The 25,442-nt window shown below is 43.8% G+C and carries 18 protein-coding genes and 1 tRNA gene; 7 read left to right on the forward strand and 12 right to left on the reverse strand.

Annotated features, from left to right (window positions below; all coding sequences use genetic code 11):
* Window positions 1-72: 72 nt before the first annotated feature.
* Window positions 73-3,366 carry a cytochrome c biogenesis protein CcsA gene (ccsA, locus tag CO230_RS07070; RefSeq protein WP_122027958.1) on the reverse strand — a complete coding sequence of 1,098 codons (3,294 nt, stop codon included), beginning with the start codon at window positions 3,364-3,366 and terminating at the stop codon, window positions 73-75.
* A gap of 113 nt (window positions 3,367-3,479) precedes the next feature.
* Window positions 3,480-4,127, reverse strand: a complete 648-nt coding sequence (locus CO230_RS07075; RefSeq protein ID WP_122027959.1) for a protein-L-isoaspartate(D-aspartate) O-methyltransferase — start codon at window positions 4,125-4,127, stop codon at window positions 3,480-3,482.
* A gap of 121 nt (window positions 4,128-4,248) precedes the next feature.
* Between CO230_RS07075 and CO230_RS07080 the strand changes: the two genes are divergently transcribed.
* The 4 genes from CO230_RS07080 to CO230_RS07095 all read left to right on the forward strand — a co-directional run bounded on the left by CO230_RS07080 (window position 4,249) and on the right by CO230_RS07095 (window position 7,543).
* Window positions 4,249-5,211, forward strand: coding sequence for a Gfo/Idh/MocA family protein (locus CO230_RS07080; protein WP_122027960.1), 963 nt, complete (start codon window positions 4,249-4,251; stop codon window positions 5,209-5,211).
* 44 nt (window positions 5,212-5,255) lie between these two features.
* Window positions 5,256-6,068: a M23 family metallopeptidase gene (locus tag CO230_RS12585; RefSeq protein ID WP_122027961.1), complete on the forward strand. Its 813-nt coding sequence runs from the start codon at window positions 5,256-5,258 to the stop codon at window positions 6,066-6,068.
* A gap of 6 nt (window positions 6,069-6,074) precedes the next feature.
* Complete coding sequence (locus CO230_RS07090; RefSeq protein ID WP_122027962.1) at window positions 6,075-6,968, forward strand: 3-hydroxybutyryl-CoA dehydrogenase; 894 nt, start codon at window positions 6,075-6,077, stop codon at window positions 6,966-6,968.
* Window positions 6,969-7,300: 332 nt separating this feature from the next.
* On the forward strand, window positions 7,301-7,543 hold the full coding sequence (locus tag CO230_RS07095) for a hypothetical protein (RefSeq protein ID WP_122027963.1): 243 nt from the start codon (window positions 7,301-7,303) through the stop codon (window positions 7,541-7,543).
* Window positions 7,544-7,601: 58 nt separating this feature from the next.
* Here CO230_RS07095 and CO230_RS07100 read toward each other — a convergent pair whose 3' ends face one another.
* From CO230_RS07100 to CO230_RS07115, 4 genes are all read right to left on the reverse strand, one after another.
* Window positions 7,602-8,000: an META domain-containing protein gene (locus tag CO230_RS07100; protein WP_122027964.1), complete on the reverse strand. Its 399-nt coding sequence runs from the start codon at window positions 7,998-8,000 to the stop codon at window positions 7,602-7,604.
* 123 nt (window positions 8,001-8,123) lie between these two features.
* On the reverse strand, window positions 8,124-10,526 hold the full coding sequence (gene pheT / locus CO230_RS07105; protein WP_122028921.1) for a phenylalanine--tRNA ligase subunit beta: 2,403 nt from the start codon (window positions 10,524-10,526) through the stop codon (window positions 8,124-8,126).
* Between the two features lie 127 nt (window positions 10,527-10,653).
* The gene (dnaN, locus tag CO230_RS07110) at window positions 10,654-11,784 is read right to left on the reverse strand and encodes a DNA polymerase III subunit beta (RefSeq protein ID WP_122027965.1); all 1,131 of its coding nucleotides are present in this window, start codon (window positions 11,782-11,784) and stop codon (window positions 10,654-10,656) included.
* A gap of 133 nt (window positions 11,785-11,917) precedes the next feature.
* A complete protein-coding gene (locus CO230_RS07115) occupies window positions 11,918-12,634 on the reverse strand; it encodes a DUF2490 domain-containing protein (RefSeq protein ID WP_122027966.1) in 717 nt (238 codons plus the stop codon).
* Between the two features lie 263 nt (window positions 12,635-12,897).
* Here CO230_RS07115 and uvrA point away from each other — a divergent pair, with 263 nt between their 5' ends.
* Entirely contained in the window at window positions 12,898-15,684 is a 2,787-nt protein-coding gene (gene uvrA / locus CO230_RS07120; protein ID WP_122027967.1) for an excinuclease ABC subunit UvrA, read from the forward strand.
* Between the two features lie 35 nt (window positions 15,685-15,719).
* On the opposite strand, the gene CO230_RS07125 is transcribed toward uvrA, so the two are convergent.
* The 5 genes from CO230_RS07125 to CO230_RS07145 all read right to left on the reverse strand — a co-directional run bounded on the left by CO230_RS07125 (window position 15,720) and on the right by CO230_RS07145 (window position 21,880).
* Window positions 15,720-15,791 (reverse strand) — tRNA-Arg (locus CO230_RS07125).
* Between the two features lie 181 nt (window positions 15,792-15,972).
* The gene (locus CO230_RS07130; protein WP_122027968.1) at window positions 15,973-16,179 is read right to left on the reverse strand and encodes a hypothetical protein; all 207 of its coding nucleotides are present in this window, start codon (window positions 16,177-16,179) and stop codon (window positions 15,973-15,975) included.
* 361 nt (window positions 16,180-16,540) lie between these two features.
* A complete protein-coding gene (dacB, locus tag CO230_RS07135) occupies window positions 16,541-18,001 on the reverse strand; it encodes a D-alanyl-D-alanine carboxypeptidase/D-alanyl-D-alanine-endopeptidase (protein ID WP_122027969.1) in 1,461 nt (486 codons plus the stop codon).
* Between the two features lie 141 nt (window positions 18,002-18,142).
* A complete protein-coding gene (gene priA, locus CO230_RS07140; RefSeq protein ID WP_162989997.1) occupies window positions 18,143-20,590 on the reverse strand; it encodes a primosomal protein N' in 2,448 nt (815 codons plus the stop codon).
* A gap of 120 nt (window positions 20,591-20,710) precedes the next feature.
* On the reverse strand, window positions 20,711-21,880 hold the full coding sequence (locus CO230_RS07145; protein ID WP_122027970.1) for a proline dehydrogenase family protein: 1,170 nt from the start codon (window positions 21,878-21,880) through the stop codon (window positions 20,711-20,713).
* A gap of 88 nt (window positions 21,881-21,968) precedes the next feature.
* Between CO230_RS07145 and aroB the strand changes: the two genes are divergently transcribed.
* The gene (gene aroB / locus CO230_RS07150) at window positions 21,969-23,009 is read left to right on the forward strand and encodes a 3-dehydroquinate synthase (protein WP_122027971.1); all 1,041 of its coding nucleotides are present in this window, start codon (window positions 21,969-21,971) and stop codon (window positions 23,007-23,009) included.
* A gap of 269 nt (window positions 23,010-23,278) precedes the next feature.
* The gene (locus CO230_RS07155; protein WP_122027972.1) at window positions 23,279-23,890 is read left to right on the forward strand and encodes a porin family protein; all 612 of its coding nucleotides are present in this window, start codon (window positions 23,279-23,281) and stop codon (window positions 23,888-23,890) included.
* 52 nt (window positions 23,891-23,942) lie between these two features.
* Here the strand turns inward: CO230_RS07155 and purF are convergent, their stop codons facing one another.
* A complete protein-coding gene (purF, locus tag CO230_RS07160; RefSeq protein ID WP_122027973.1) occupies window positions 23,943-25,433 on the reverse strand; it encodes an amidophosphoribosyltransferase in 1,491 nt (496 codons plus the stop codon).
* Window positions 25,434-25,442 lie beyond the last annotated feature (9 nt).

Below are 25,442 nucleotides of genomic sequence, written 5' to 3' on the forward strand. Positions count from 1 at the left end.
ATTTATTCAGCAATCTGCACGCCATTTTCACAAAAAAATCCCGGAAGTTCGTCCCGGGATTTCTTTAGTTAATTATTTCTGTAAATTCTTCAGTCTGTAATAAGACGCGGCTGAAACGATGAACATAAAGGCAAGGCCAATATACACCCAAGCCGGTACAGGCACCGGATCACCCGCTGCGTACGAGTGAAGCCCACTCAGGTAATAATTCACCCCAAAGTATGTCATTACAATCGTACAGATGGCGAAGAGTGTAGCTACGTGGAACGGCCATCTGCCCCGAAGTCCCGGTACCAACCTCATGTGAAGCACAAATGAATAGATGATTACGGAGATGAATGCCCATGTTTCCTTAGGGTCCCAACTCCAGTAACGTCCCCAGGATTCATTGGCCCAGATACCACCAAGGAAAGTACCAACTACCAAGGCGTAAAGCCCGATAGTCAGTGACATTTCAGATACGATTGTAAGTTCCTTAATCGTAGTATCTGTATGTACTTTATAGATCCTTTTGCCTGCGAAAATGTAAAACATCAACACAATAACTGCAATCACCATCGAAAGACCAAAGAAACCGTAACTGGCCGTAATAATCGCTACGTGAATGATCAGCCAGTAAGACTTTAAAACCGGAACAAGCGGGGTAATCTGCGGATCGAGCGCGGAACCACCATGGGCAAAGCCCATCATGATTACTGCTACCATAAAACCTGCCGCTGGAATAAGCGCGTTAGAATTTCGGTAGAGCATCAAACCGGCACTGATCCCCACCCACGAGATAAAGATAATCGCCTCGTAGCCGTTACTCCAAGGGGCATGCCCGGAGATGTACCAGCGAGCCACAAGCCCAAGGAACTGGAAGAAATAACCTACAAGCCCGACCAGTATTAATCCTTTAATGACTTTATTGAGAATCTTGCTCGGCTTGAAGAGTTCTATAAAGCCAAGAACCAGCAACAAACCTCCGATGATGGTGTAAAAGATCAACAGGTGGAAGTTGATGTTTACCTTATTCATGAAAACTTCAAGATCTACTTTAGATTTGGCGGGCACTACGTTCTTACCCCAGGTCTGCTGATAGTCTGAAAGTTTTTTAAGTTCAGCATCCGCCTTGCTCCAGTTTCCGGATTTTTGTGCTGATAATACTTCGGAGAAATACGGGCCCATCACTTTCTGTGATTCCATATCTGGTTCAAAATTTTGGTCTAACCAAGAATGCCAGGTATTATTAGGGTCATTCTGTACCGGTACAATCCGCATAAACTGTCCGCTGAAGAATTCATTAAAAGCCTGCACACGGTCGTTCACCGCGATTACCTCTTTATCGTAATTAGACTGTTCAGCGGGTTTCTTACGGAAAGCTTCCTGATAATCCTGCTCCAATACATAGTGCAGATTCCCCTGTGCATCAGCCGGGAAAAGCGACATCAGCGTGGTATAGCCTTCTTCGTTTGCTTTGGTTTTTTTCTTCAGCTCCTCGCCACCTTTTGTACCTACTTTGATGATGGGCACCATCGTCCAGCTGGCGGTATCGGTATTGATTGAAAGAAACCACTGGTTAGCCGTAAGATATTTGCCATCTGTTCCACGGAAAGCATCCCTTTTGTACAGTTTCCTTAAAACATCCAGCGCCTGGGTATTCATCGGTACGATTCGGCCTTCGTAGTTCTGTACAAGCAGATAGGCAAACTTATCCGCGTGTTCGCGGCTAATGGTATTACGTGCGATGATCTCATCAGCCGTTATGGGGCGAGGCGACCTTAGGGCTAAGGAGTTTTGGGTTTTCTTTGGAGCGGGTTCTTCCAACAGCAAATCTGCGTCACCGTGGTTATGCCCGTCGTTTGCAGAATGGGTGGTCGTTCCGCTGCCATCGTCAGTACCATGGGTTTCAATCTTTTGTGCCTGAAGGTTTAGCGTAAGTAAAAGCAAGATTACAGAGGCTAATCTTTTGCGGTTTACATCTTTCAGCATCTTATTCAGTTTCCAGAAATGGGTTCCTTTCCAGAAGAAAATTACAAACATACCCGCAAAGAGGAAGAAATAACCGATATAGGTGATCAAAGTTCCCCAAAAATCATGGTTTACGGAAAGTACGGTGCCCTGACGGTCCGGATCGAAGCTTGCCTGAAAGAAACGGTATCCACCGTGGTTAAGTACATTGTTCATATAAATTTTGTAAGGTCGCTGCTTGCCTTCATCAATAATCTGTACATGGCTTTCGTAGGCACTTGGCGAAGAACTTCCGGGGTACGTTTCCATCACGAAATCATCGAGTTTAAGCGAAAAAGGCGTGTTATATACTTTTGGTCCGAAACCTAAGATGATATTCATCCCATCAAGGGTAATCTGTTTGAAAGCGTTTGGATTTCCTTTTTCTACCGGCAGATCCACTACCACTTTCGATTTCGGTCCCTGCACTTCAACAGTCAGTTGGTCGGAGACGTCTTTGTCTTTCTTTTTATCGCCTTCATAAGCCATCAGGTTTCCTTTCACCAAGCCTTCAGGCACTACAAGTTTAAGGTCGTTGATAGTGTACAGGCTTCGCAGTACCAGTGGTTGATATTCTTCTTTCTTTGTGGTTCCGGTCGCCTGTGTGGCCATCGTCATATACTCTGCCTCCACCGGTGTTTTGATCATCAGGTTTCCGCCAGTGTTACTGAATTCAACCGCGCCCTCGATTGGCCTGTTGAATGATACCAGCATGCCGTTGATGGATTTGGACTCGCCATTCTTAATATAGATATTCTCTCGTCCGGACTGCCCTGTGGAGACAATGTGCAGATATTCGGTACCGTTCGGGTTCGCCACCAGGCTGTCTTTCTTGCGTTGCAGGTATTTCAGCTGCTTCACGTTAATCTGTTTGCCATGATAATCGTAACCTGCCTTGAAGGATTTTGCCACAAGTTTGGCAAAGATGTTCTCGCGTGCGGCGTCGGGGATCATCATGTGTGGTACGTCCTGATAATTCAGTACATCGCCGTTTTCTTCGATCTGTATCTTAAAGAAGTTTTTGTCTGTTATTACTTCGTTGGAGGTTTCGCCTTCGCGGATATGCATGATGCCTTCGTAACTGATATAGCGTGTAATGGCGCCCCCAAGGAAGATGAGTATAAACGAGAGGTGAAAGACCAATACCGGCAGTTTGTCTCTCTTCCAAAGGCGGTATCGGGAGATGTTTCCGATAAAGTTCAGGATCAGCAACAACATTACGGCTTCAAACCATTTGGCCTCATAGATGAGCGCTTTGGCGGTGGGGGTACCGTAATCATTTTCAACAAAAGTGGCGTAAGCCATCGCGACCGAGTAAACAAGCAGCAGCACTGCCATGGTACGCGTGGAGATAAGAATACTCTGTAGTTTTTTCATTTTTAAGAAACTATCGAAGATTTAATAAATTTCAAATAGTTGCAAAAATACACTCAATATTCTTAATAATCGAATTTATAGACAAGTATTTCAGGCGCTGAAAAGTTAAAAGATCAGTTGCGGCTGTTCAGCATCGGCACGAATTTATAGGCACCGAACTCTTCTTTTTCGAATTCTTTTTCTGAACGTTTCGTGAAGCGTGTAAGGATCTGCTCATCGGTCTTACCCAAAGGAATCACCATCTTGCCACCGATTTTAAGCTGATGCAGAAGTTCTGTAGGCAAGATCTCCGCACCGCATGTCACGAGGATCTTATCGAAAGGGGCAAACGTCGGTAAGCCGGCAAACCCGTCACCGAAACTCTGGAATTTTGGCCAGTAATGCAGTTCCCGAAGTTTCTTATACGCAAAATCATGGAGGTCTTTCTGCCTTTCCACCGTATATACCATCGCATTCATCGCGACCAGCACGGCGGTCTGATATCCGCAACCTGTACCTATTTCCAGCACTTTATCCTGCTCCTTAAGTTCAAGTAATTCAGTTTGTTCCGCTACCGTAGAAGGGTGAGAAATGGTTTGTTTCGCAAGGATCGGAAAGGCGCGGTCCTCATAAGCAAAATCTTCAAAAATACTTTCAAGGAACAGATGGCGCGGCACCTGGTTGATGGCCTGTAGAACTCGCTGATCGGAGATGCCGATTTTCTGCTGAAGGTACTCTACCAACATTTTCCTTTTCCCTTTGTGTAAAAACGAATCCTGCATCGCACAAAACTACTGAATAGATTTCAAATTTCCGAATGCTGCCGCATCCTCCTTCCGGAAAATTACCGCGAAGCGATAAAAATCTGCGCCTGAATTTATATCTTTACACAAATTATTTTCTATGATTAAAGCAGGTTTAGTCGGTGCCGGACATTTAGGTAAAATACATTTAAAACTATTAAAACAGTCTGAAAAATACGAGCTGATCGGCTTTCACGACGCAGATAAGGAGAACGGCAAAAAAATAGAAGCGGAGTTTGGCTACAGATATTTCGAAAATTTCAGTGAACTTCTCAATGAAATCGACATGATTGACATCGTAACGCCTACCCTACATCATTACAGTTATGCCCTGCAGGCCATCGAAAACCGCAAACATTTCTTTATCGAAAAACCGGTGACGCAAACGCTGCAGCAGGCCGAAGAAATTCTGTACAAATGCCGCGAATTCGGTATCAAAGCGCAGGTTGGCCATGTGGAGCGTTATAACCCCGCATTTATCGGTTCTAAAGATTATATAAAAGAACCGATGTTTATTGAGATCCACCGTCTGGCGGAGTTTAACCCACGCGGCACCGATGTTTCGGTGGTTTTGGATCTGATGATCCATGATCTGGACATCCTGCTTTCTATCGTTAAATCTAAAGTGAAGGAAATCCACGCGTCCGGTGTGGCTGTAGTTTCGAAATCACCCGATATCTGCAATGCAAGGATTGAGTTCGAGAACGGTTGCGTGGCTAATCTTACCACGTCGCGGATTTCGATGAAAGCGATGAGAAAGTCAAGGTTTTTCCAGAAAGACGCATATATTTCGGTAGATTTTCTGGAGAAAAAAGCTGAAGTCATTAAGATGAAAGAGGCACCCGAAAATCCGTCGGAGTTTGACATGATCATTGAGAATGCTGAAGGTGAGCGCAACCAAATTATATTTGAGTATCCGAAAATTCAGCCGAATAATGCTATTTTAGACGAACTTGAGAGCTTTGCAGACGCCATCACGCAAAACAAAAACGTAGAAGTTTCACTTGAAGACGGCACTGAAGCCCTGAAAGTTGCGCTTGAAATCGTGAGAATGATCAGTTAATGAATATTTCAGTAGTAAATTCATCTCTATTCAACTAAAATTTAATGAAGAAAACAATTTTCATTTTCTTACTATTATGTAATTTCCTTGTTTCCGCGCAGCAGAACTGGGACTTTCGGGTATATCATGAAATGGTGAACAGAGAGGTTTATCTGTATGCCGATAATAATGAGATCATGCCGATCTCTACCAAATTCACCTTTAAGCTCGATAACCTTAGGAACACGCTGCCGGACGGCCAGATCGTAGTGATCCCCGCCCAAACCAAGAAAATGTTCATCGCGAAACTTATACCCATAAACTTGAACGCGGCGAATAAGTTTTCATACTCCAATATGTTTAATTTCGGGGATGTTACATTAAAGACTTTCGATGAGGATTATATGTATGAACTGCCGTTTGCGAAGGGTAAAACTTATAGAATCTATCAGGGATACAACGGCAAATTCTCTCACAGTGGCGCACTAGCCCTCGATTTCAGTCTACAGATTGGTGATGCCGTGCATGCCGCGCGGACAGGGATTGTGATAGAGACAGAAGACTCCCACAACCAGGGCTGCCCTTCTTCTGCCTGTTCGAAGTACAACAACCGTATTGTTATCATGCACAGCGACGGTACTTTTGCAGATTATGCACATCTGAAGTATCGCGGCAGTGTAGTAAAAAAAGGCGATACCATACTAAAAGGCCAACTGTTAGGCTACAGCGGAAATACAGGTTTTTCAAGCGGTCCGCATCTGCATTTTTCAGTATTCATCAACGGTTTGGACGGCAACAGAACCTTTATTAAGACAAAATTCAAGACTTCCGCAGGCGAAACTTATCTGCAGGAAGGTAAACTTTATACAAAAAACTAAACTTATATGAAAAACATCGTAGTCATCGGTGCCGGTACTATGGGAAACGGCATCGCGCACACTTTTGCACAGACAGGCTTTAAGGTAAATCTGGTAGATGTTTCGGAAGATGCGCTGGCAAAAGGCATGAAGACCATTACCACCAACCTCGACCGGATTGTCGCTAAAGGCAACCTGACCGAAGAACAGAAGACAGCAACTTTAGGAAACATCACTACATACATCAAACTTGAAGATGCAGCCCAAACCGCCGATCTGATCGTAGAAGCGGCAACAGAAAACCTGGATCTGAAACTTAAGATCTTCAGGCAGATGGATGAGTTGGCACCCGAAAACTGCATCCTCGCGACCAATACCTCCTCGATTTCGATCACGAAAATCGCCTCGGTAACAAACAGACCGGAAAAGGTGATCGGCATGCACTTTATGAATCCCGTTCCAATCATGAAGCTCGTTGAAATCATCAAAGGCTACTCTACTTCGCCCGAAACTTTCACGGCGGTTTATGAGATGTCGAAAACTTTAGGAAAAGTTCCGGTGGAAGTGAATGATTATCCGGGTTTTGTGGCCAACAGAATCCTTATGCCGATGATCAATGAAGCAATAGAAACGCTCTACAACGGTGTTGCCGGCGTGGAGGAAATAGACACGGTGATGAAACTCGGAATGGCGCACCCGATGGGTCCGCTGCAACTGGCAGATTTCATCGGTCTGGATGTGTGTCTTGCCATTTTAAATGTGATGCACGACGGTTTTAAAAACCCTAAATACGCGCCCAATCCGCTTCTTGTGAATATGGTAACTGCCGGAAAGCTGGGTGTAAAATCGGGTGAAGGTTTCTACGACTACAGCGAAAGTAAGAAAGCCGAAAAAGTGGCCGAAAGGTTTCTGCAAAAGTAAGATTACGGCAATATAATGCGAAGAAGACTCCTTGAAAACAGAATCGCGGAAACTTTCTTGAGAACTGCCGCGCCGTAACCAATTTTTTAGAACAGGAAAAGCTTAAAGATTTACCTTTAAAATTTTATCGCGGTGAAGAAACGAACTTCTCCTCCACCCAGATCGCGGAGCTGCTGAGTACGGTAAATCCCAACATCACCTTTACTGAAAAACCGGAAGACACCCTGCAAGAAACCACGCTGACGGCAAATAAAGTTTTGAGTAAAATAAAAATTGACACCGATAAGTTTCAATAAATTTTTATTACTTTTGAAAAGTTTAAATAAATTATTATGAAATTACCTAAGTTTTTATTAGCCGACAATTCAGATTTCCCAGAAGACCTATTTGTTGTTCATACGGAATACCCAAGATTTATCCTGAATGTTGAAGAAGAAGAAGTGGAATGGCTGGATGACCTAGAAGGTGACGATGAAGAAACCATGGCCGATGAAGCTACCAAAGTGGTGGAAGCCGCCTTCAAATGGTGCGACGAAGAGCTCGCAAAATACGATGAGGAGGAAGACGCTGAATAATAAAAAAAGGAACCTTTTATAAGGTTCCTTTTTTTTATGGCATATACTTTTTTTATCACTATTGGCGGCTGAATTTCAATAACAGCAAATTACCGCGGTAAAGCTCCAGTGTATTTCCGTTCACCACATATTTATCTGCCTGATTAAGCATTGAAAAGAAGTTAGATTCTACCTCCATGTTCTGGCAGGCCATTTTGGTGGCGCCTACATTACTAACAGAAAAATTCCCAGCCTTAGCATCTAAGGTCACACCACCGAAATAGTTGTTACAGCCGCCGCTGCCGGTAACTTTTGCGGACTCGATATTCAGCGTAGGCTTTTTTCCCGCAACGTCATCAGCCAGTACCCATTTGGTATTACTGATGTTTGGCTGCGCTGTCCCTACTTTAGAGGTTGATAAAGATGAACAGGAAGCAAGGGCGACAGCCGCAAATGCTGCTAAAAATATATTTTTCATATCTATTCTTTATTCAAATGTAAGTAATAAAATTAAATGTTGCGCTGCTGTACGGATCGAAATCTGTGCGTATATGCAAAAAGCACCTCATGCAGAGATGCTTTTCATTTATATATCAGAAGTTTAGGAGCGAAGTTCGGCAGAGAATTCTTTCTGATAAGTTTTGATCAGAGCGTTCATTACTTCGCTGATGTCCTTATCTTCCAGAGTTTTTTCTTCATTCAGAAGTTCAAAGCTCAATGCGTAGGATTTTTTCCCTTCCGGCAGATTCTTACCTTCGTACACATCGAACAGGTTGATGTTTCTAAGGAATTTTGATGGGTTTTTACGTGCCGCCGCGTACAGCTCCGCATAGGTGATATGACGATCCACCAACAAGGCCAGATCTCGGCGGATGCTGTTAAATTTCGGGATATTCTTAAACTTCAGTGCCTCTTTAGTTCTCAGTTTCTGGCAAACTTCAAGTTCAATTTCGGCATAATAGCACTCCTGCTCTATATCTGCGTCTTTCAGCAGTTGTGGCGCCACTTTTCCTAAACGTGCGATTGTTTTTCCGTTTACAGTGATTTCCAAAGCATCTGCAAAACGAGGGTCTTCAAGCGATCTTTCTTCGGAACTAAGGCCCAATCTATCCAGCAAAACCTTTACATATGATTTTAGATGGTAGAAATTGGTCACTGATTTGGGCTGAAGCCAGTTTTCCGCAACATCACGACCAGAAACCAATATGGCCAGCTGTTTACGCTCTTCATATTTTTCTTTTTTATGGTAAATCTTTCCGAACTCAAAGAATTTTATATCCTGATTTCTGCGTTTGATGTTGTAATCCGCGTTTTCAAGCAACCCTTCCAACAGGGATTTACGCATGTATTGAAGGTCGCCACTCAATGGATTCAGCAGTTTTACCGCATCGGTTTCATCTTTCACTGAAGTCAGCGAGTTGTTCATCACTTCATTAAAGCCATTGCTCTGTAATGTGCGGGCCCAGAAATTCTCTAGCGCGTCTTGGTCATCAGACGAAAGTTTTACCGGCGTGAAGGAGATCTTTTGTGGAGCATCGATCTTATTATAGCCGTAGATGCGCAGGATTTCCTCGATCACATCAATTTCACGCGTAACATCGGCACGGTACGGGGGTACTGAAATTTCTAGTCCGTTCTGGATTTCATTCAGTACCTGAATATCCAGCAGACGAAGGATTTCCTTGATCTTTTCTTTATGGATTTTTGTTCCTAGTATTTGCTCAAGTTTAGTGAACCGAAGTATAATATAATGGTCATCAATCTGTTGTGGGTAATATTCAAGCAGTTTGCCTTTCAGTTTTCCACCCGCCAGGTCTTCAATTAGTGCAATGGCATGGGTAATCGCGATCTGTGTGATATTCGGGTCCACGCCACGCTCGAAACGGAAAGAAGCATCGGTATTCAGGCCATGATTCTTAGCCGCTTTTCTTACAGCTACAGGATCGAAGTAGGCGCTTTCAAGAAAAACATTCACGGTGACCGCAGACACGCCGGAATCAGCGCCACCAAACACACCCGCAATGCACATGGGTTTGTCCTCACCATCTTTAATCATGATTTCAGCGCCGATCAAAGTACGTTCTGCGTCATCAAGTGTGGTGAATTTGGTACCTGCTGCGCTTACGCCTACCTTTACTTTTCTGCCTGCGATCTTATCTGCATCGAAGGCGTGAAGCGGTTGCCCCAAACCATGCAGAATATAGTTCGTAATGTCAACAATATTGTTCAAAGGTTTCAGGCCGATGGCTTTCAAGCGGTTCTGTAACCACTGTGGGGATTCTGCTACGTGTACACCTTCTATCACGGCACCAATATAGCGCGGGCAGAGTGCTGCGTCTTCCACTTCCAAGGTAAAACCAGATTCTCCCTCGGCTGCCAGTGTTTTTGCACTTACTTTTTCATACTCGGATTTAAGCTGATTTGACGCCAAGAAAGCATGAAGGTCACGCGCCACGCCATAATGCGACATGGCGTCGGTACGGTTGGGTGTAAGTCCAATTTCAAACACTTCATCATTAGAAATATCAAAATAAATTGAGAAGTCTTTACCGACTTCGTATAGATTCTCATCCAGAATCATAATGCCTCCGTGGTCGTCGCTGAGGCCGATTTCGTCTTCCGCGCAGATCATTCCCTCCGAAACTTCCCCACGGATCTTGGCTGCTTTTATCTCAAACGCGGTGCCGTCTTTAGAATACAGTTGCGTACCTACTACTGCCACCGGTACTACCTGCCCCGCTGCTACGTTTGGCGCGCCGCATACGATATTCAGTATTTTTCCAGCACCTACATCTACGGTTGTTTTCTTCAGTTTGTCGGCGTTGGGGTGTTGTTCGCACGTCAGTACTTTACCGACTACAATACCTTGCAGACTGCCTTTTATGGATTCAAATTTTTCTATTCCTTCCACTTCAAGGCCAATATCGGTAAGGTACTCTCCTATTTTGTCTGAGCGTAGATCGGTTTTGATAAAATCCTGAAGCCAGTTCTTTGAAATTTTCATCTGATAAATATAAGTTTTAACCACAGGCCGTATGGCCCGATAAGTTTGCAAATATCGTGTTTTTGAGGCTTAAAAAAAATTGAGGTCTGAATTAAATTCAAACCTCAATTAATATTTCATTTGTCCCTTACATTCCGATTACCGGCATCGAAAGCATCAGGATATTTTCCTGTTCCTCCAGGCCGTCCACCGGCTCGATGATCCCTGGTCTGTTGGGTTGCGACATTTTCATGGTGATGTCTTCAGAACCCAGTACGGAAAGCATTTCGGTCAGAAATTTTGAACTGAACCCGATATTGATATCTTCGCCGTTATAATCACACGGGATCTGCATATCTGCTTTGTTTGCATACTCGGTATCTTCCGCATGAAGGTGAAGGATGTTGCCTGACAGCCTGAAACGCACCTGATTGGTTGATTTATTCGACATGATAGATGCACGACGGATCGAGCTTAGCAATAGACTTCGGTTGATGGTGAGCACATTGGGGTTTTCTTTCGGGATTACCGCTGAGTAGTTGGGGTATTTACCATCGATCAATCTACAGATCCAGATATTGTTGCCGAATGTGAATTTGGCCATGTTTTCATTAAACTCAATTTTCACTTCATCAGCAGAGTTGGCCAGGATGTTCTTAAAGATCGAAAGAGGTTTTTTAGGCATGATAAATTCCATCGGCTCTGCGTTTACAAGGTCTGTCCTTTTGTAAACCACCAAACGGTGCGAGTCGGTAGAGACAAAGTTGGTCTCATCTTCCTTGAACTGGAAGAGTATGCCAGTCATCACCGGCCTTAGCGAATCGTTGCTGGTTGCGAAAAGCGTATTGTTAAGCGCTTCGGAAAGTACGCCTGCAGAAATAACGACCTGTTGAGAGGCATCAAACTCCGGAAGTTCAGGGTAATCTTCGGCGTGATCGAGGGCGACTGCAAAGTTGTCTTTTTCATCAAGAATCTCCAGCATGCTGCCATTGCCATCTTCTGTATCTTTTACCGAAAGTGTCAGCGGCTGTTCACCATACGTCTTCACAAAGTCCTGAAAAATCTTGGCAGGAACGGCAAATTTACCGGTATCATCCGAACGAACCTCGATGGAGGTCACCAAGGTAGTTTCGCCATCCGAAGCGGTAATGGTCAGGTTGTTTTCTTTAATTTCAAAAAGGTAATTTTCAAGAATCGGCCTCGACTGGGAGCTGGAAATCACGCCGCTCACCGTGCCCAGCGCTTTCTGTAGTTCCCCACTTGCAACAATAAATTTCATTTGGAATAAGTTGTTTTTTTAATGTTCAAACGAAACGCACGCGCTTCATCTTAAAAAATAATTTTTACAAATATAATGATTTGGCTGTAAAAACCGCTAAACAAACGGTCTAAAAATTTATACCGGAAAATGGCTAATCTGCGCCCGGGAACTCATAATTCTTCTCATCAGATCCATCGATGGTGATGTTCAGCGCGAGATAGAGGAAATGCAGGTTACGATTACCGGAAGTGGCAAATTCGCGCTGCCACAGATAGCCGGAGGCGATCCCAAAATTCTCGTCAATCTGGTATCCGAAGCCCCCAAATACCCGATTGCGTGCGAATAGGGGTTTTTGCGTAGTAACGAAGAATACCTCATCATACACATTGGCAAACAGGGTGCCCGGCTTTACAGATTCGGAATTCAAGGGGACCGAGATGTTCAGGCGGTAGCGCAAACGGATCCGGTCGGACTTTTCATCAGTCTGCGGTTCGTAAAACCAACTTTTCTCCGCACGTACACGGTTTTCAAACTTGAATTTACCGGTTTTAACATCTACCACATCCTGCAACCATACACGGAACTCTTCCTTATCTAATCGTCGGTCTTCATAGGTCACGTAACGCCCGATGCCAATGAACGGTTTGTGGTTTTTGGTGAGATTGTAACCTACCCCACCTTTTATTTCATAGTAATCAGGGTAAGCAAAATCTTTGATACCACGCAACTGACCTTCGGCATTTAGGAAGAACTTAGGATGGAACTTATAAGTAACAGATAATGTATTGAAGCTGGAAAGATGCTCTTTCTGTGCGGAAAGAGCCGTAAACATCAGAAGCCCCAGCAGTTGATAAAATCTTTTTTTCATGGGGTAAAAATAAATATTTTCTGTGTAGTAGAATGCCTGATCTCACTAAATAACAAAAGTACAGCCAATAGCTGCACTTTTGTTATCATTTACCTATAGTCTCTATCTTTTTCTCATCAAATGTGTAATAAGATCATTTAGGAATTTTATCATGACTCACACATTTTAGGAGACAAATATTCAATTTTTTTTTGAAATCAGCAAGACTTTCATAAAAAAATTATGATTGAAAATCAGTAATTTTGTACGTTTTAAATTTACGCATGACAACAGACAGCAAAATAGATATAAAAAAACAGATTTTCGTTAAAAACGCACATCTGAACAACCTAAAGAACATTGATGTACTGATCCCCAAAAACAAGCTGGTCGTCATCACTGGGGTTTCTGGCAGCGGCAAATCTTCACTGGCTTTCGATACCATCTATGCCGAGGGACAGCGCAGATATGTAGAGAGTCTAAGCTCCTACGCACGGCAGTTCCTGGGCAAGCTGGAGAAACCCAAGATCGACGACATCAAAGGGCTTGCGCCATCCATCGCCATACAGCAAAAAGTAATTTCATCCAACCCAAGGTCTACAGTGGGCACCTCTACGGAAGTGTACGATTACCTGAAATTGCTTTTCGCACGCGTGGGCCGCACATATTCCCCGGTCTCTGGCGAAGAGGTGAAAAAAGATTCGGTGACCGATGTCATTAATTATATACAGCAGCACCAGCAGCACGATTTTCTACTCAGAAGTCCACTGCGTTTCGAGACCGCTAAATTCACGGAACTTCTTAAGACCCTCCGTGTATCGGGCTTTACGAAACTTGAGGTCGGTGGCAACGTAGCCGGTATCGAGGATCTTGAAAGTTTCGGGTTTGTGCCGGAAAAAGATATGGAAGTGCAGTTGGTGATCGACCGTTTCCGGTTTGAGGAGGATGAGAGCTTCCTGCAGCGCCTGGCAGACTCCATTCAGATGGCATTCTATGAAGGACACGGCTATTGTTCGCTGAAACATGTCGAAACAGGCGATGTACGCGAATTTTCAAATAAATTCGAGCTGGACGGGATGGAGTTCATGGAGCCGAATGTACATTTCTTCAGTTTCAATAATCCGTATGGCGCCTGTCCCGAATGTGAAGGCTACGGTAAGGTGATCGGTATTGATGAGGACCTGGTGATCCCCAACAAGAACCTGTCGGTGTACGAAGACGCGGTGGCCAGCTGGAAAGGCGAAAGCATGAGTGAATGGAAAAAATCCTTCATCAAGAAAGCAGGCAGCAGCTTCCCTATCCACAAACCTTATCACGAACTTACCAAAGAGCAGAAACAGCTTCTGTGGAAAGGCGACGGTTCGCGCAACTACCCCTCCATCAACAGTTTTTTTAAAATGGTGGAAGAAAACCTCTATAAAATACAGTACCGCGTGATGCTTTCACGTTACCGGGGCAAGACCCTGTGCCCTACCTGCGAAGGTATGCGGCTGCGAAAGGAAACCGAGTGGGTGAAGATCAACGGGCACAATATCCAGGCGATGATCGACTTGCCTTTGGATGAACTTCTGCCCCTGATGAAATCCTTGGAACTGAACAAGTATGACGCGGAAGTCGCCAAAAGGCTTTTGTATGAAATCATCACGCGGCTGGAGTTCTTGGATAAGGTAGGCCTGGGTTACCTGACGCTCAACCGTACCTCCAACACCCTTTCCGGTGGTGAAAGCCAGCGCATCAACTTAGCCACCTCGCTGGGCTGTTCGCTGGTGGGTTCTATCTATATCCTTGATGAGCCTTCCATCGGTTTACATTCACGCGATACCGAAAACCTCATCAGCGTGCTGAAAAACCTGCGCGACCTTGGCAATACCGTGATTGTAGTGGAACATGATGAAGACGTGATGAAAGCCGCGGATCATATCATTGATATTGGCCCCGAGGCCGGATATTTAGGCGGCGAGCTGGTATTTGCCGGGAATTTCGAGGAACTGAAGGACTCCGATTCCCTTACCGCACAATATCTCACCGGAAAACTAGAGATCGCTGTTCCGCCAAGGAGAAGGAAAGCCAAGGAGTTCATTAAGATACGTGGCGCAAGGCAGAACAACCTTAAAAACATTGACGTGGACATCCCACTTGAAAGTCTGGTCGTGATTTCTGGCGTCTCAGGTTCCGGAAAATCGACACTGATGAAAGAAGTGCTTACCAACGACATCCAAATACAACTTGGTTTGGGCGGTAAAAAAGGTGATTATGATACGGTGACATTCCCAAAGAGCCTCATTAAAAACATTGAACTGATTGACCAGAACCCGATCGGCAAATCCTCACGCTCCAATCCGGTAACCTATCTCAAGGCCTATGATGATATCCGCGATGTCTTCTCGAAGCAGAAAATGGCCAAGATGCAGGGCCTGAGGCCCAAACATTTCTCCTTCAACGTGGACGGCGGAAGATGTGACGACTGTAAGGGTGAAGGCGTCATCAACGTATCCATGCAGTTTATGGCTGATATTGAACTTGAATGTGAGACGTGCCACGGCACACGTTTCAAGAACGAAATCCTGGAAGTGAAATTTGACGAGAAAAACATCTCGGAAATCCTTCACATGACGGTGAACGAGGCCATTGATTTCTTCACCGAAAACAACGAACAGAAAATCGTTACGAAACTGAAACCCCTGCAGGATGTCGGCTTGGGCTATCTACAGCTTGGGCAAAGCTCTTCCACACTTTCCGGCGGCGAGGCACAAAGGGTAAAGCTGGCCTCATTCCTTGTAAAAGGCGTGGCGACAGAAAAAACACTGTTCATCTTTGATGAGCCATCTACCGGACTTCATTTCCATGACATCAATAAACTGCTGACTTCACTACAGGCACTTATTGAACTGGGACATTCTGTATTGGTGATCGAACATCAGCCGGATATTATAAAATCCGCCGATTATATTGTCGATATTGGCCCCGAAGCCGGAAAATACGGTGGCGAAGTGGTGTTTATAGGCACTCCCGAGGATCTGGTCAAGAACAAGGATTCCCATACCGGAAGGTTTTTGGCGGAGAAACTATGACGAATTTAAACCACCAACAGCAGTACACACCTTAGTAGCCCCACCAGGAATCGAACCTGGATCTAAAGTTTAGGAAACTTCTATTCTATCCGTTGAACTATGGGGCCGGTTAGCACAAAGCTACAAAACAAAAATTCCGCTGCAAAATGGGCTGCCTCTAAAAAGTGTCTAATTTTTTGGGGGCAGTGCATTTTTAAAGGCTTCCGGCTATTGTTTGATGAATTTGAGGTGATGCGAACTTTCTTTGAAGAAATATACACCTTTTGGGGTGGTACTTACTTTTACTTTTTATACAACATTATAGAGGCCTTCTTTTATCATCTTTCCGTCGGAGGAATAAATTTCAAATATTTTCCTATCCGCCAAACCATCCACTGAAAAGATAGCTTTCACAGGATTCGGGAACAGTCTAATTTTTTTTATGACATTATCAAGGGCTAAGATTGAAATGTCCTTCAACCACGGTGGAATTGCGGTGAACGATTTGGTTTTCATAATTGAACTGTACAGAAAACACCGGAAAACCTACTGATTATGCAAAGTTTTGATTATTGGTATGCTCTATAATCGCAGATAAGCGACTTCCCAACCCATGACGCTGACTTTCACAGGCAGTGGCATTTCAAAGAACTTAACCGATGGATTGCTTTGGGTTTGCGCCATTTTGAAAAGAAGATAAATCCCCAGTTGGATTCCGGTGAATTTGGTAGCTCGGATAGCCCAGGCCCTACACCCAATGATTGAAAAACTCAGTAAAATCTTTACCAGTGGATAGCAGCAAAGAGTTTTTAAAACCTTCTGTCTCAGTGTAGTTGTAAGCTAATTCAGGACACGAACTATTACCAATCTGATATATTTAAAGATTAAGCGCAGGTTTAAGGATTTGTTCCATCCTGTTTTTCACCATATCCACGGAGCCGCCGTAATTGTTAATTAGTAAGGAGAACACCAAAGTTTTACCAGTATTGGTTTTCATGTATCCGGCAAGTGTCTTCACTTTGTTAAGCGTGCCTGTTTTGGCGAAAATCTGCCCATATCCTTCTTGCTGGAATGTATTTTTAAGCGTTCCCGACTGTCCCGCCACCGGCAAAGAATCGAAATAAGTTTTGAAATGCTTTTCCTTCATCAAGCCTGTTAAAAACTTCGCCTGCGCAATGGGTGTCACCACATTCGCACGGGAAAGTCCGCTGCCATCCATATAATTAAGTCCGTTTGTATCGAAGGCGATAGATTTCAGATGTTCCATGACGGCATTTCGGCCTGACTCCAGGGTTTGGTCGCCGTTTTTCTGGAAGCCGATCGTCCTTAAAGTCGCTTCAGACAAGGCATTATCGCTACGCTGGTTGATGTAATATACAATTTCTGATAGCGTAGGTGATGAGTATTCGGTAATTTTCGTCCTAGGTTCGGGGTTTGTCTCGGTAGTGCGTGTAACAACTTTACCGCTTACCGTGAGGCCTTTCTTCACCATATTGGTACGCAATAGGTTGGCCAGATAGGCTGGTGGATCTGCTACTTTTGTCGTCAGCGGGTAACCTTCAAATTTGTCGGCGTACACCATCTGTCCGATGTAGGGTGAAATGTAATAGTAGTTCTTATTCTCGCTGAACGGGTTTGATTTCTTGGCAATCAAGCGTTCATTCTGCGGATTTACTTCATGTGTTGAACCGGCTGGCAGATAATAGTTACCGTTTTCGAGCCAAACGATATTCTGTGGCAGCACCTGAGATTTATTGGCCTTAAATACCCCGGTCTGAATGATGATATCTCCTTTCACTTTCTTTATCCCAAGTTCGGATATTGCGTAGATGAAGTCTGATACTATGCTGCCGTAGGAAGAAGCGCCGGCTTTGTTGGTCCCAAGTGAAGGGTCACCACTACCCACGATGTAAAGATTGCCCTCCAGATTACCATTCTCATCTATCGTGCCGGAGTGTTCGAGTTGTGTAATCCACCGGAAATTGGTACCCAGCAGGCTTATCGCGGTTTCTGTAGTCAATAACTTGGTGGTGGAAGCTGCGATCAGCGGCATGTTTTCATTATAGGAATTCACGATTTTCTTCGTAAGCGGATCGTAAATCACAAATCCCCAGTCTGCATTTCGCAAAACGGGATCGTTCATCATCGAGTTAAGGTTGATGTCGACCAGTTCTTTCGCTGAAAGTAATTTTTCTGGCGCTACAGCCTCTTTTGGTATGTTACTTGAATGGCTTTCGTAAGACTGTGGAAAGTTATTGGAGGTAAAGGTTCCCTGTCCTAACACTAAGGCCGAAACGGCAAATGCGGGAGCAAGAAATAGATTTTTTAGGCTAATCATTTAATTTTTGTTATTTGATTATCTGTTACTGTCTAAAGATTTCAAATGCAAAGCAATCTTTTAAACGGCCAAAATTATCAAATATTATTAACTATCAGTCTGTGAGCACTCTTAAAAGGAAGTAAAAGCTGTTAAAGTTTGTTAAACATCTACAAATATCAGTTTCTTGATACTGTGATACGCGGTAATCTCATCAAATTCATCAAGACTTTTTTCCACTAAATCCTTGAAGTAAGTGTATTTTTTTCCACGGGGCAATTTCAGGAGAATTTGATATTGATATAATAGGTTCAGTTTGGCTATCGGCGATTTTTCCGGGCCTAAGACACAGGCTTCCGGTAGATATTTCCGTAAGATTGAACCCAAAAACTGTGCTGAACGGTTCACTTTGTCCTCACGGCGGTGCTTCAGTTCAATCAGGATGAGTTTTACAAACGGTGGATACAGAAATTTCTTCCTTTCTTCCAGAAAATGTTCGTAAAGACGTGGGCTCTGCTGCTCTTTCAACAACTGAAAAACCGAATGCTCGGGTTGATATGTCTGTATGATGACTTTGCCTTCACCAGATGTGCGGCCTGCCCTGCCGGCGACCTGCGTAATGAGTTGATAAGCGCGTTCTTCCGCACGAAAATCCTGCACATACAACAAGGAGTCGCCTTTTGGTATCGCTACCAGCTCGATATGATCGAAATCCAATCCTTTAGAAATCATCTGTGTACCGACAATCATATCGGTTTCACCGTCTTCTATTTTCTCATACAGCCTTTCGAACGCAAATTTCTTTCGCATACTGTCCACATCCATCCGGTCGATCTCCGCATCCGGAAAAATCATTGAAATTTCTTCATGGATCTGTTCTACACCAACGCCACGCTCATTCAGGTTTTCAGAATGGCATTTCGGACACGTTTGTGGCTTTGCCGCGCGCTGCCCGCAGTAGTGGCATTTCATTTCGTTTGAAACTTTATGGTAAGTCATTACCACATCACAGTTCGAGCAGTAATTTACATAACCGCAACTTTCACATTCCACTACATTCGAGTAGCCACGGCGGTTGTGGAGAATCATACCCTGCTTCTTATCGGCAAGCAAGGTTTTGAAAGCATCGAGCAACTTGAGTGAAAAATTACCCGATACCCTTTTAAGATCCTGCTCTTCCTTGAAGTTGATTAATTCATATTCCGGCAGCCGCACACCGCCGAAACGTTCGTTAAGGAACACATACCTGAGTTTATCTTGCTGTGCGGCATAATAAGATTCTACCGAAGGTGTGGCCGAACCTAAGATAACGCGTGCCCCGAAAAAACCAGCGAACACCTGCGCCGCATCTTTTGCATTAAAGAATGGCGACACTTCCTTAGGTTTGTATGCCGAATCATGCTCTTCATCTACGATCACCAACCGCAACTGTCCGAATGGCAGGAAAAGTGCTGCCCGTGTACCGACAATCACCTTCAGGTCATTGTTGCGTACCCGTCGCCAGATTTCCACACGTTCAAAATCCGTAAGTTTCTGATGATAAAAGCCTAATTGCCGGCCATACTTCTTTTCAAGTCGCTGTACAATCTGCTTGGTAAGCGCAATCTCCGGCAACAGAAACAGCACGCTACCACCAGCGTTTATCGCCTCCTCAATCTTATCAAGGTAAATATGCGTTTTCCCCGATGAGGTAACGCCATGTAAGAGTACATTTTTACCAGCTAAAAAAGCCTCATCTATTTCGTATTTTGCCGCAAGTTGCGCTTCCGTCAGCTGGTCGAGGTTTTCTACAGGACCGTCGTAACTTTCAATACGGTCTTTCTGGAGCGTGTACTCTTCTACCAAATTTTTACCGATCAGCATATTCAGTTGAGAATAGGAAAATCCTTTCTCATCCATCACCACCGATTTTTTAATCGGCACATCAGGATGTTCGGTTTGTTTTTCGAGGAGTGACAGTAAAAGACCCTGCTGTTTTGGTGCACGTTTCAGGGAAAGGAGTATTTCCGGCAGCTGTTTTTTAAGCTTCTCTACATCTTTTAAACGAAGATAGGCGACTTCGCGCGGTTTATACTTTTCGGCAATTTTTTCATCAATCTCAATGTATTGCAGGTCAATCAGCGATTTGATGGTTTTTATAAGCTCTTTTTTAGGGATAAAAGCTTCTGCTTCGGTAACATTGATGAGTTGCCTCACCTCAAGTGCCTGAATGAGGTACATCTCGTGCACATCGAGATTTTCAAAATCCACGACGGCGCCAGGTTTTAATTTAAGATACGTTTCGCTTTCAAGTTTTAATGAAGACGGAAAGGCAAAACGATAAATTTCCCCTAAGTTACAAAGATAATACGATGACAACCATGACCAGAACTGCAACTGCTCTGGCTGAAGAATAGGATAATCATCCAGCAGGCTGATGAGGTTTTTTGCCACGAAATTCTCCGGCTCGCGATGGTGGATTTCGTAGACGATGCCGGTATAAATCTTTTTGCCGCGGAATGGTACAAGCACGCGCATGCCGGGCTGTAGCACAGCACGCATTTCTTCAGGAATTTTATAGGTAAAAGTTCCCTTTAAATTGAGCGGCAAGATAATCTGGACAAAATTCAAAACTAATCAGCGGTTTTATGTGGTGGATGGAGACAAATTTAGCACAATTTTATGCTAAAAAGATCAGCGTGATGACATAAAAAAAACGGGCCGTGGCCCGCTGGAATCTATTTTTTAATATTATTTTTTCTGTCTTCTTTTCAACTCGCGGTCGATAAGGCCGAGTTCGCGACCGGTTTGTCCTGCGACGGAGGTGTTTTCCTGTGCTCTTCGGGTAAGATAAGGCACTACATCTTTCACCGGGCCGTAAGGCAAGTATTTGCATACATTGTATTTCTCGGCACCCAGGAAATACGTAATATTATCGCTCATTCCATACAACTGTCCGAAATGGATTTGCGGATGATCATTTGTAAGCCCCATTGCCTGCATATGGTTCATGACCAGTTCGGTAGACTTTTCGTTATGTGTTCCGAAAAACGCTGATACACGGTCAAGATTCTTTAATACAAAGTCGATGGCTGCATTGTAATTATCATCAGAAGCCTGTTTGTTAGGCTGTATCGGATCCGGATAGTTCATGGCTGCGGCACGTTCGCGTTCTTTTTCCATGTAGGCACCACGTACAAATTTATATCCGAGGTAATATCCTTCTTCCTTTGCGCGCTGCAGGTCGGCGGCCAGATACTCCATACGGCCGGTTCTGTACATCTGGATGGTATTCCAGATCAGGGGTTTTTCTTTGTTGAAACGTGCCATCATCTGGTTCACAAGTTCATCAGTAGCGTCCTGCATCCAGGTTTCTTCCGCATCGATCATCAGTACCACGTTACGGTCGAAAGCCATCTGGGAAACTTCCTCGTATCTTTTTACTACGCGCTCCCATTCTTCTTTTTGAGAATTGGTAAGTACGGTACCGCGACCAACTTCCTCATAAATTTCAATGCGCCCAAAACCAGTTGGTTTAAAAACGACAAAGGGGATGGCGGGATTTCCTTCAGCGAATTTTATGTTTTGCTTAATCTCTTCGCAGGTCTGGTCGAAAAGTGCTTCTTCAGCCTTACCTTCAATGGCGTAATCAAATATACTCCCGACATGTCTTTTAAACATCTGCTTCACCACTTTCATGCTTTCCTCGCGGGTTTCGCCGCCACAAAACTGCTCGAAAAGGGTATTTCGTACAATACCGGTAACGAACGGAAAATTATTCTTCACCGTAAAATTAAGTGCCGATATACCAATATTGGTTATAGCAGGCTGTTCAATTGCTTTGAACATCCAGTAGGCTTTACGCAGTTGTGCGTCGCTACGGTCCGCAAAAGCAATTTGGGTATTGTTGAAAATGCTCATTATCAAATTTTAGATAAACGCAAATTTAATGATAGTCTGTGAATAGAAAAAACGAATAGATAGTTTAATTTTGTGATAAATTTCAGTTATGATTACTTTTATGGACGGGCAATTCTCCGCCTTCAATGCATATATTAAAAATGCCAGCATTTCTAAAATCTTCATCCTCGCAGATGAAAATACGCATCAATACTGCTTGCCGACTTTCTTAGGAAACATGGAAACCGCGATCCCGTTTGAAATCATTGAGATAGAAGCCGGAGAAGCACTGAAAAACATTGAAACGGCGACCCAACTCTGGGAAATCCTCACCGAATTTGAAGCCGACCGGAATGCGCTCCTAGTGAATGTTGGTGGCGGCGTGATTACCGACCTTGGCGGATTTGTGGCGTCTACATACAAACGCGGCATCCGTTTCGTGAACATGCCTACCACCCTTCTGGCGATGTGCGACGCGGCCATTGGCGGCAAAACGGGCATCGACCATGGTTACCTGAAGAACATCGTAGGTACATTTGCCAACGCAGAGAGGATTTTCGTATATCCGCCCTTCCTTGAAACGCTGCCGTTTACAGAATTGCGCAGTGGCTTTGCCGAAATGCTGAAGCATGGCCTGATCGCCGACGAAAATCACTGGCTGCAACTGGGCCTGTTGCCCGAAATAAATGTAGCAGACATCATTCCGCATATTGAAACCTCAATGAAGATTAAACAAAGTATCGTAGAACAGGATTTTCAGGAGAAAAACATTCGTAAAACGCTCAATTTCGGGCATACGGTGGGGCATGCCTACGAAAGTCTTTTCTTAGCACAGGGCCAGCCGGTGCCTCATGGCGAGGCTGTAGCTCTTGGTATGATTATCGAAACGCGCATCTCCCAACTCGAAGGGCTGATAGATGAAGAAACGGCTCATGAAATCATCCAAATACTGCGAAAATTCTATCCACTCTTAGATATCGGAAGATTCGATACAGGGGAATTGCTGGGTTTGATGAACAATGACAAAAAAAACACTTCAGGCGCTATCAGTTTTTCGTTAATCAGCGGTATCGGAAAAGGTATTTACGACCAGAAAGTCCACACCAAGAATCTGCTTGATGCAATTGAATATTACACTTCATTATGCTAAACCTCTAATAACTATTCCTTACATATTAATCTTAGAAATAAATTTTTAAGATTTAAGTCTATTTACCGACCTAATTTACAAGAGATTACATTAAAAATTACTCAAACGCTTGTTTAATTTCAGCGCTTTCTAAAGCAGTTTTGGCACACGGTTTGTGAGTTCGCTTACCATAAAACAAAAAATTTAAAACGCAGGTCGGTTATTTATAAAGACTAATATTTCAGAAATTAAAGGCTGGTCTGCAAAATTCAATTAAAAATTTAGAAATTATGAAAAAGTTAATTTTAGGTGCAGCTCTTGCGATGGGAACTTTAACGTATGCACAACAGTTTGGTATTAAAGCAGGTTTGAACGTATCTTCAATCTCTGATGAAGGTTTTGATGATACAAATTCAAAAGCTGGTTTTTATGCAGGTGTCTTGATGAACGCGCCAATCGCAGAGAACTTCAGCATCCAACCAGAGGTGATCTATAACAATTTAGGAGCAAAATACACGACATCAATCGGGTCTTCTACAACTGAAACAAAACTGAACCTTGATTATATTACGGTACCTGTAATGTTCCAGTATAATGCGACACCATCTTTCTATCTTGAGGCAGGTCCCGAGTTCGGATTCTTGGTAAATGCGAAAGCCGATACCGACATCAATACGCCAATCGGTTCAGGATCTTCTTCTAGAGACCTTGACACTGATGATTTCAACAAATTTAATTTCGGTGTAGGTATTGGTGCAGGTTTCAATTTCACACAAAACTTTGGTCTTAACGCGAGATATGTGGCAGGCTTCAGTGATATCACTGATGTAAACTCTGATCCAAGTACTGATGCGAACAACAAAAACAACGTATTCCAGGTTGGTCTAACGTATAAGTTTTAATCATACGCAAATGTTGAATTAAAAGAAAAGGTTGAGAAATTCTCAACCTTTTTTATTCATCAGTATAGTCGGGATGCGGTCCGGATGGTACAGGATATTCTTCTGTAAAGCACCCGAAGCAATGATTGGAACTGCCTAAGATTTCCCGAAGGTTTGGCATACTCAGGAACTCCAAACTGTCAACACCCAAATAATCCCTGAGTTCTTCGGAAGTCATGTTTGCGGAAATCAAATCATCTTTTGTAGGCGTATCGATGCCCAGATAACAAGGCGCGACAATGGGTGGTGATACCGATCGGAAATGTATTTCCTTCACGCCCGCATCTTTCATAATTTTCACGAGCCTTTTCGAAGTAGTACCTCTCACGATAGAATCATCAATAATCACCACTCTTTTTCCTTTGATTTCAGATATGATGGGATTAAGCTTCAGGTTTACGATCCTTTCACGCATTTCCTGTGTCGGGACGATAAAACTTCTGCCAATATAGCGGTTTTTAATGAGGACCGGACGGAACGGAATGCCCGAAGCTTTTGAGAAACCAATCGCTGCCGGAACACCAGAATCTGGTACGCCAATCACCATATCAGCCTCTACCGGTGCCTGTTGCCAGATTTTTTCACCAGATTTTTCGCGTATCTCGTGTACATTGATGTTTTCTAAGGTAGAATCAGGGCGGGCAAAATAAATATATTCAAAAGCACAAATCCTGCGCTCGCAGTTTTCTTTCACTAAAAAGGATTTCAGGCCTTTTTCATTCTCGCTGGTATATACAATTTCGCCCGGTAAGATATCGCGTACATATTGCGCACCTACCGCATCCAGCGCCACAGATTCGGAAGCGGCAACAAAGGTATTTTCGTCAACCGCACCTAATACCAGCGGGCGAATCCCATGAAAATCCCGGAAGGCAAAAAACTTGTTCCGTGTCATCCCCACTACCGAATAAGCGCCTTTTATCTTATCCATTGTGGCTTTTATAGCGCCACGTAAGCCCAGGTCAAGATTTTTTTGGATAAGCCTTAAAATCACTTCGGAATCTGAGGTAGCTTTGAAGACGACACCTTCGGCTTCAAGCTCACGTTTCAGTTCGTGGGCATTGGTAAGGTTACCGTTATGCGCGATGGAAAGGATGATCTGGTCATATTCATTCTTAGCGAAAAAAGGCTGAAAATTATATTTCTTCTTATCGCCTGCCGTGGTATAACGGGTGTGCCCAATGGCAGAGTTTCCCATAAAAGTTTCGGGCTCACGGATGTTTTTATACACATCCAGCACCAGGCCTTCATCTTTGATATTATAAATTTTGCCACCTTTCATTACGGAGATGCCACACGCTTCCTGCCCGCGATGCTGCAACGCAAATAGGCCAAACTGTGAGAGCGAAAATGTATCCAGATCGCTGTCCGAATATATGCCGAAGATGCCGCATTCTTCAGTTGGGGCATCAAAAACATCTTCGGTTTTCAGCAGGTTGCGTCCATAAGGTCTTTTGCTGAACTGTGCCAGATATTCTTCCTTATGTTTTTGTAGTTCTTTCATTTTTTTTGT

This window comes from Chryseobacterium sp. 6424, assembly GCF_003692615.1.
Lineage (GTDB): Bacteria > Bacteroidota > Bacteroidia > Flavobacteriales > Weeksellaceae > Kaistella.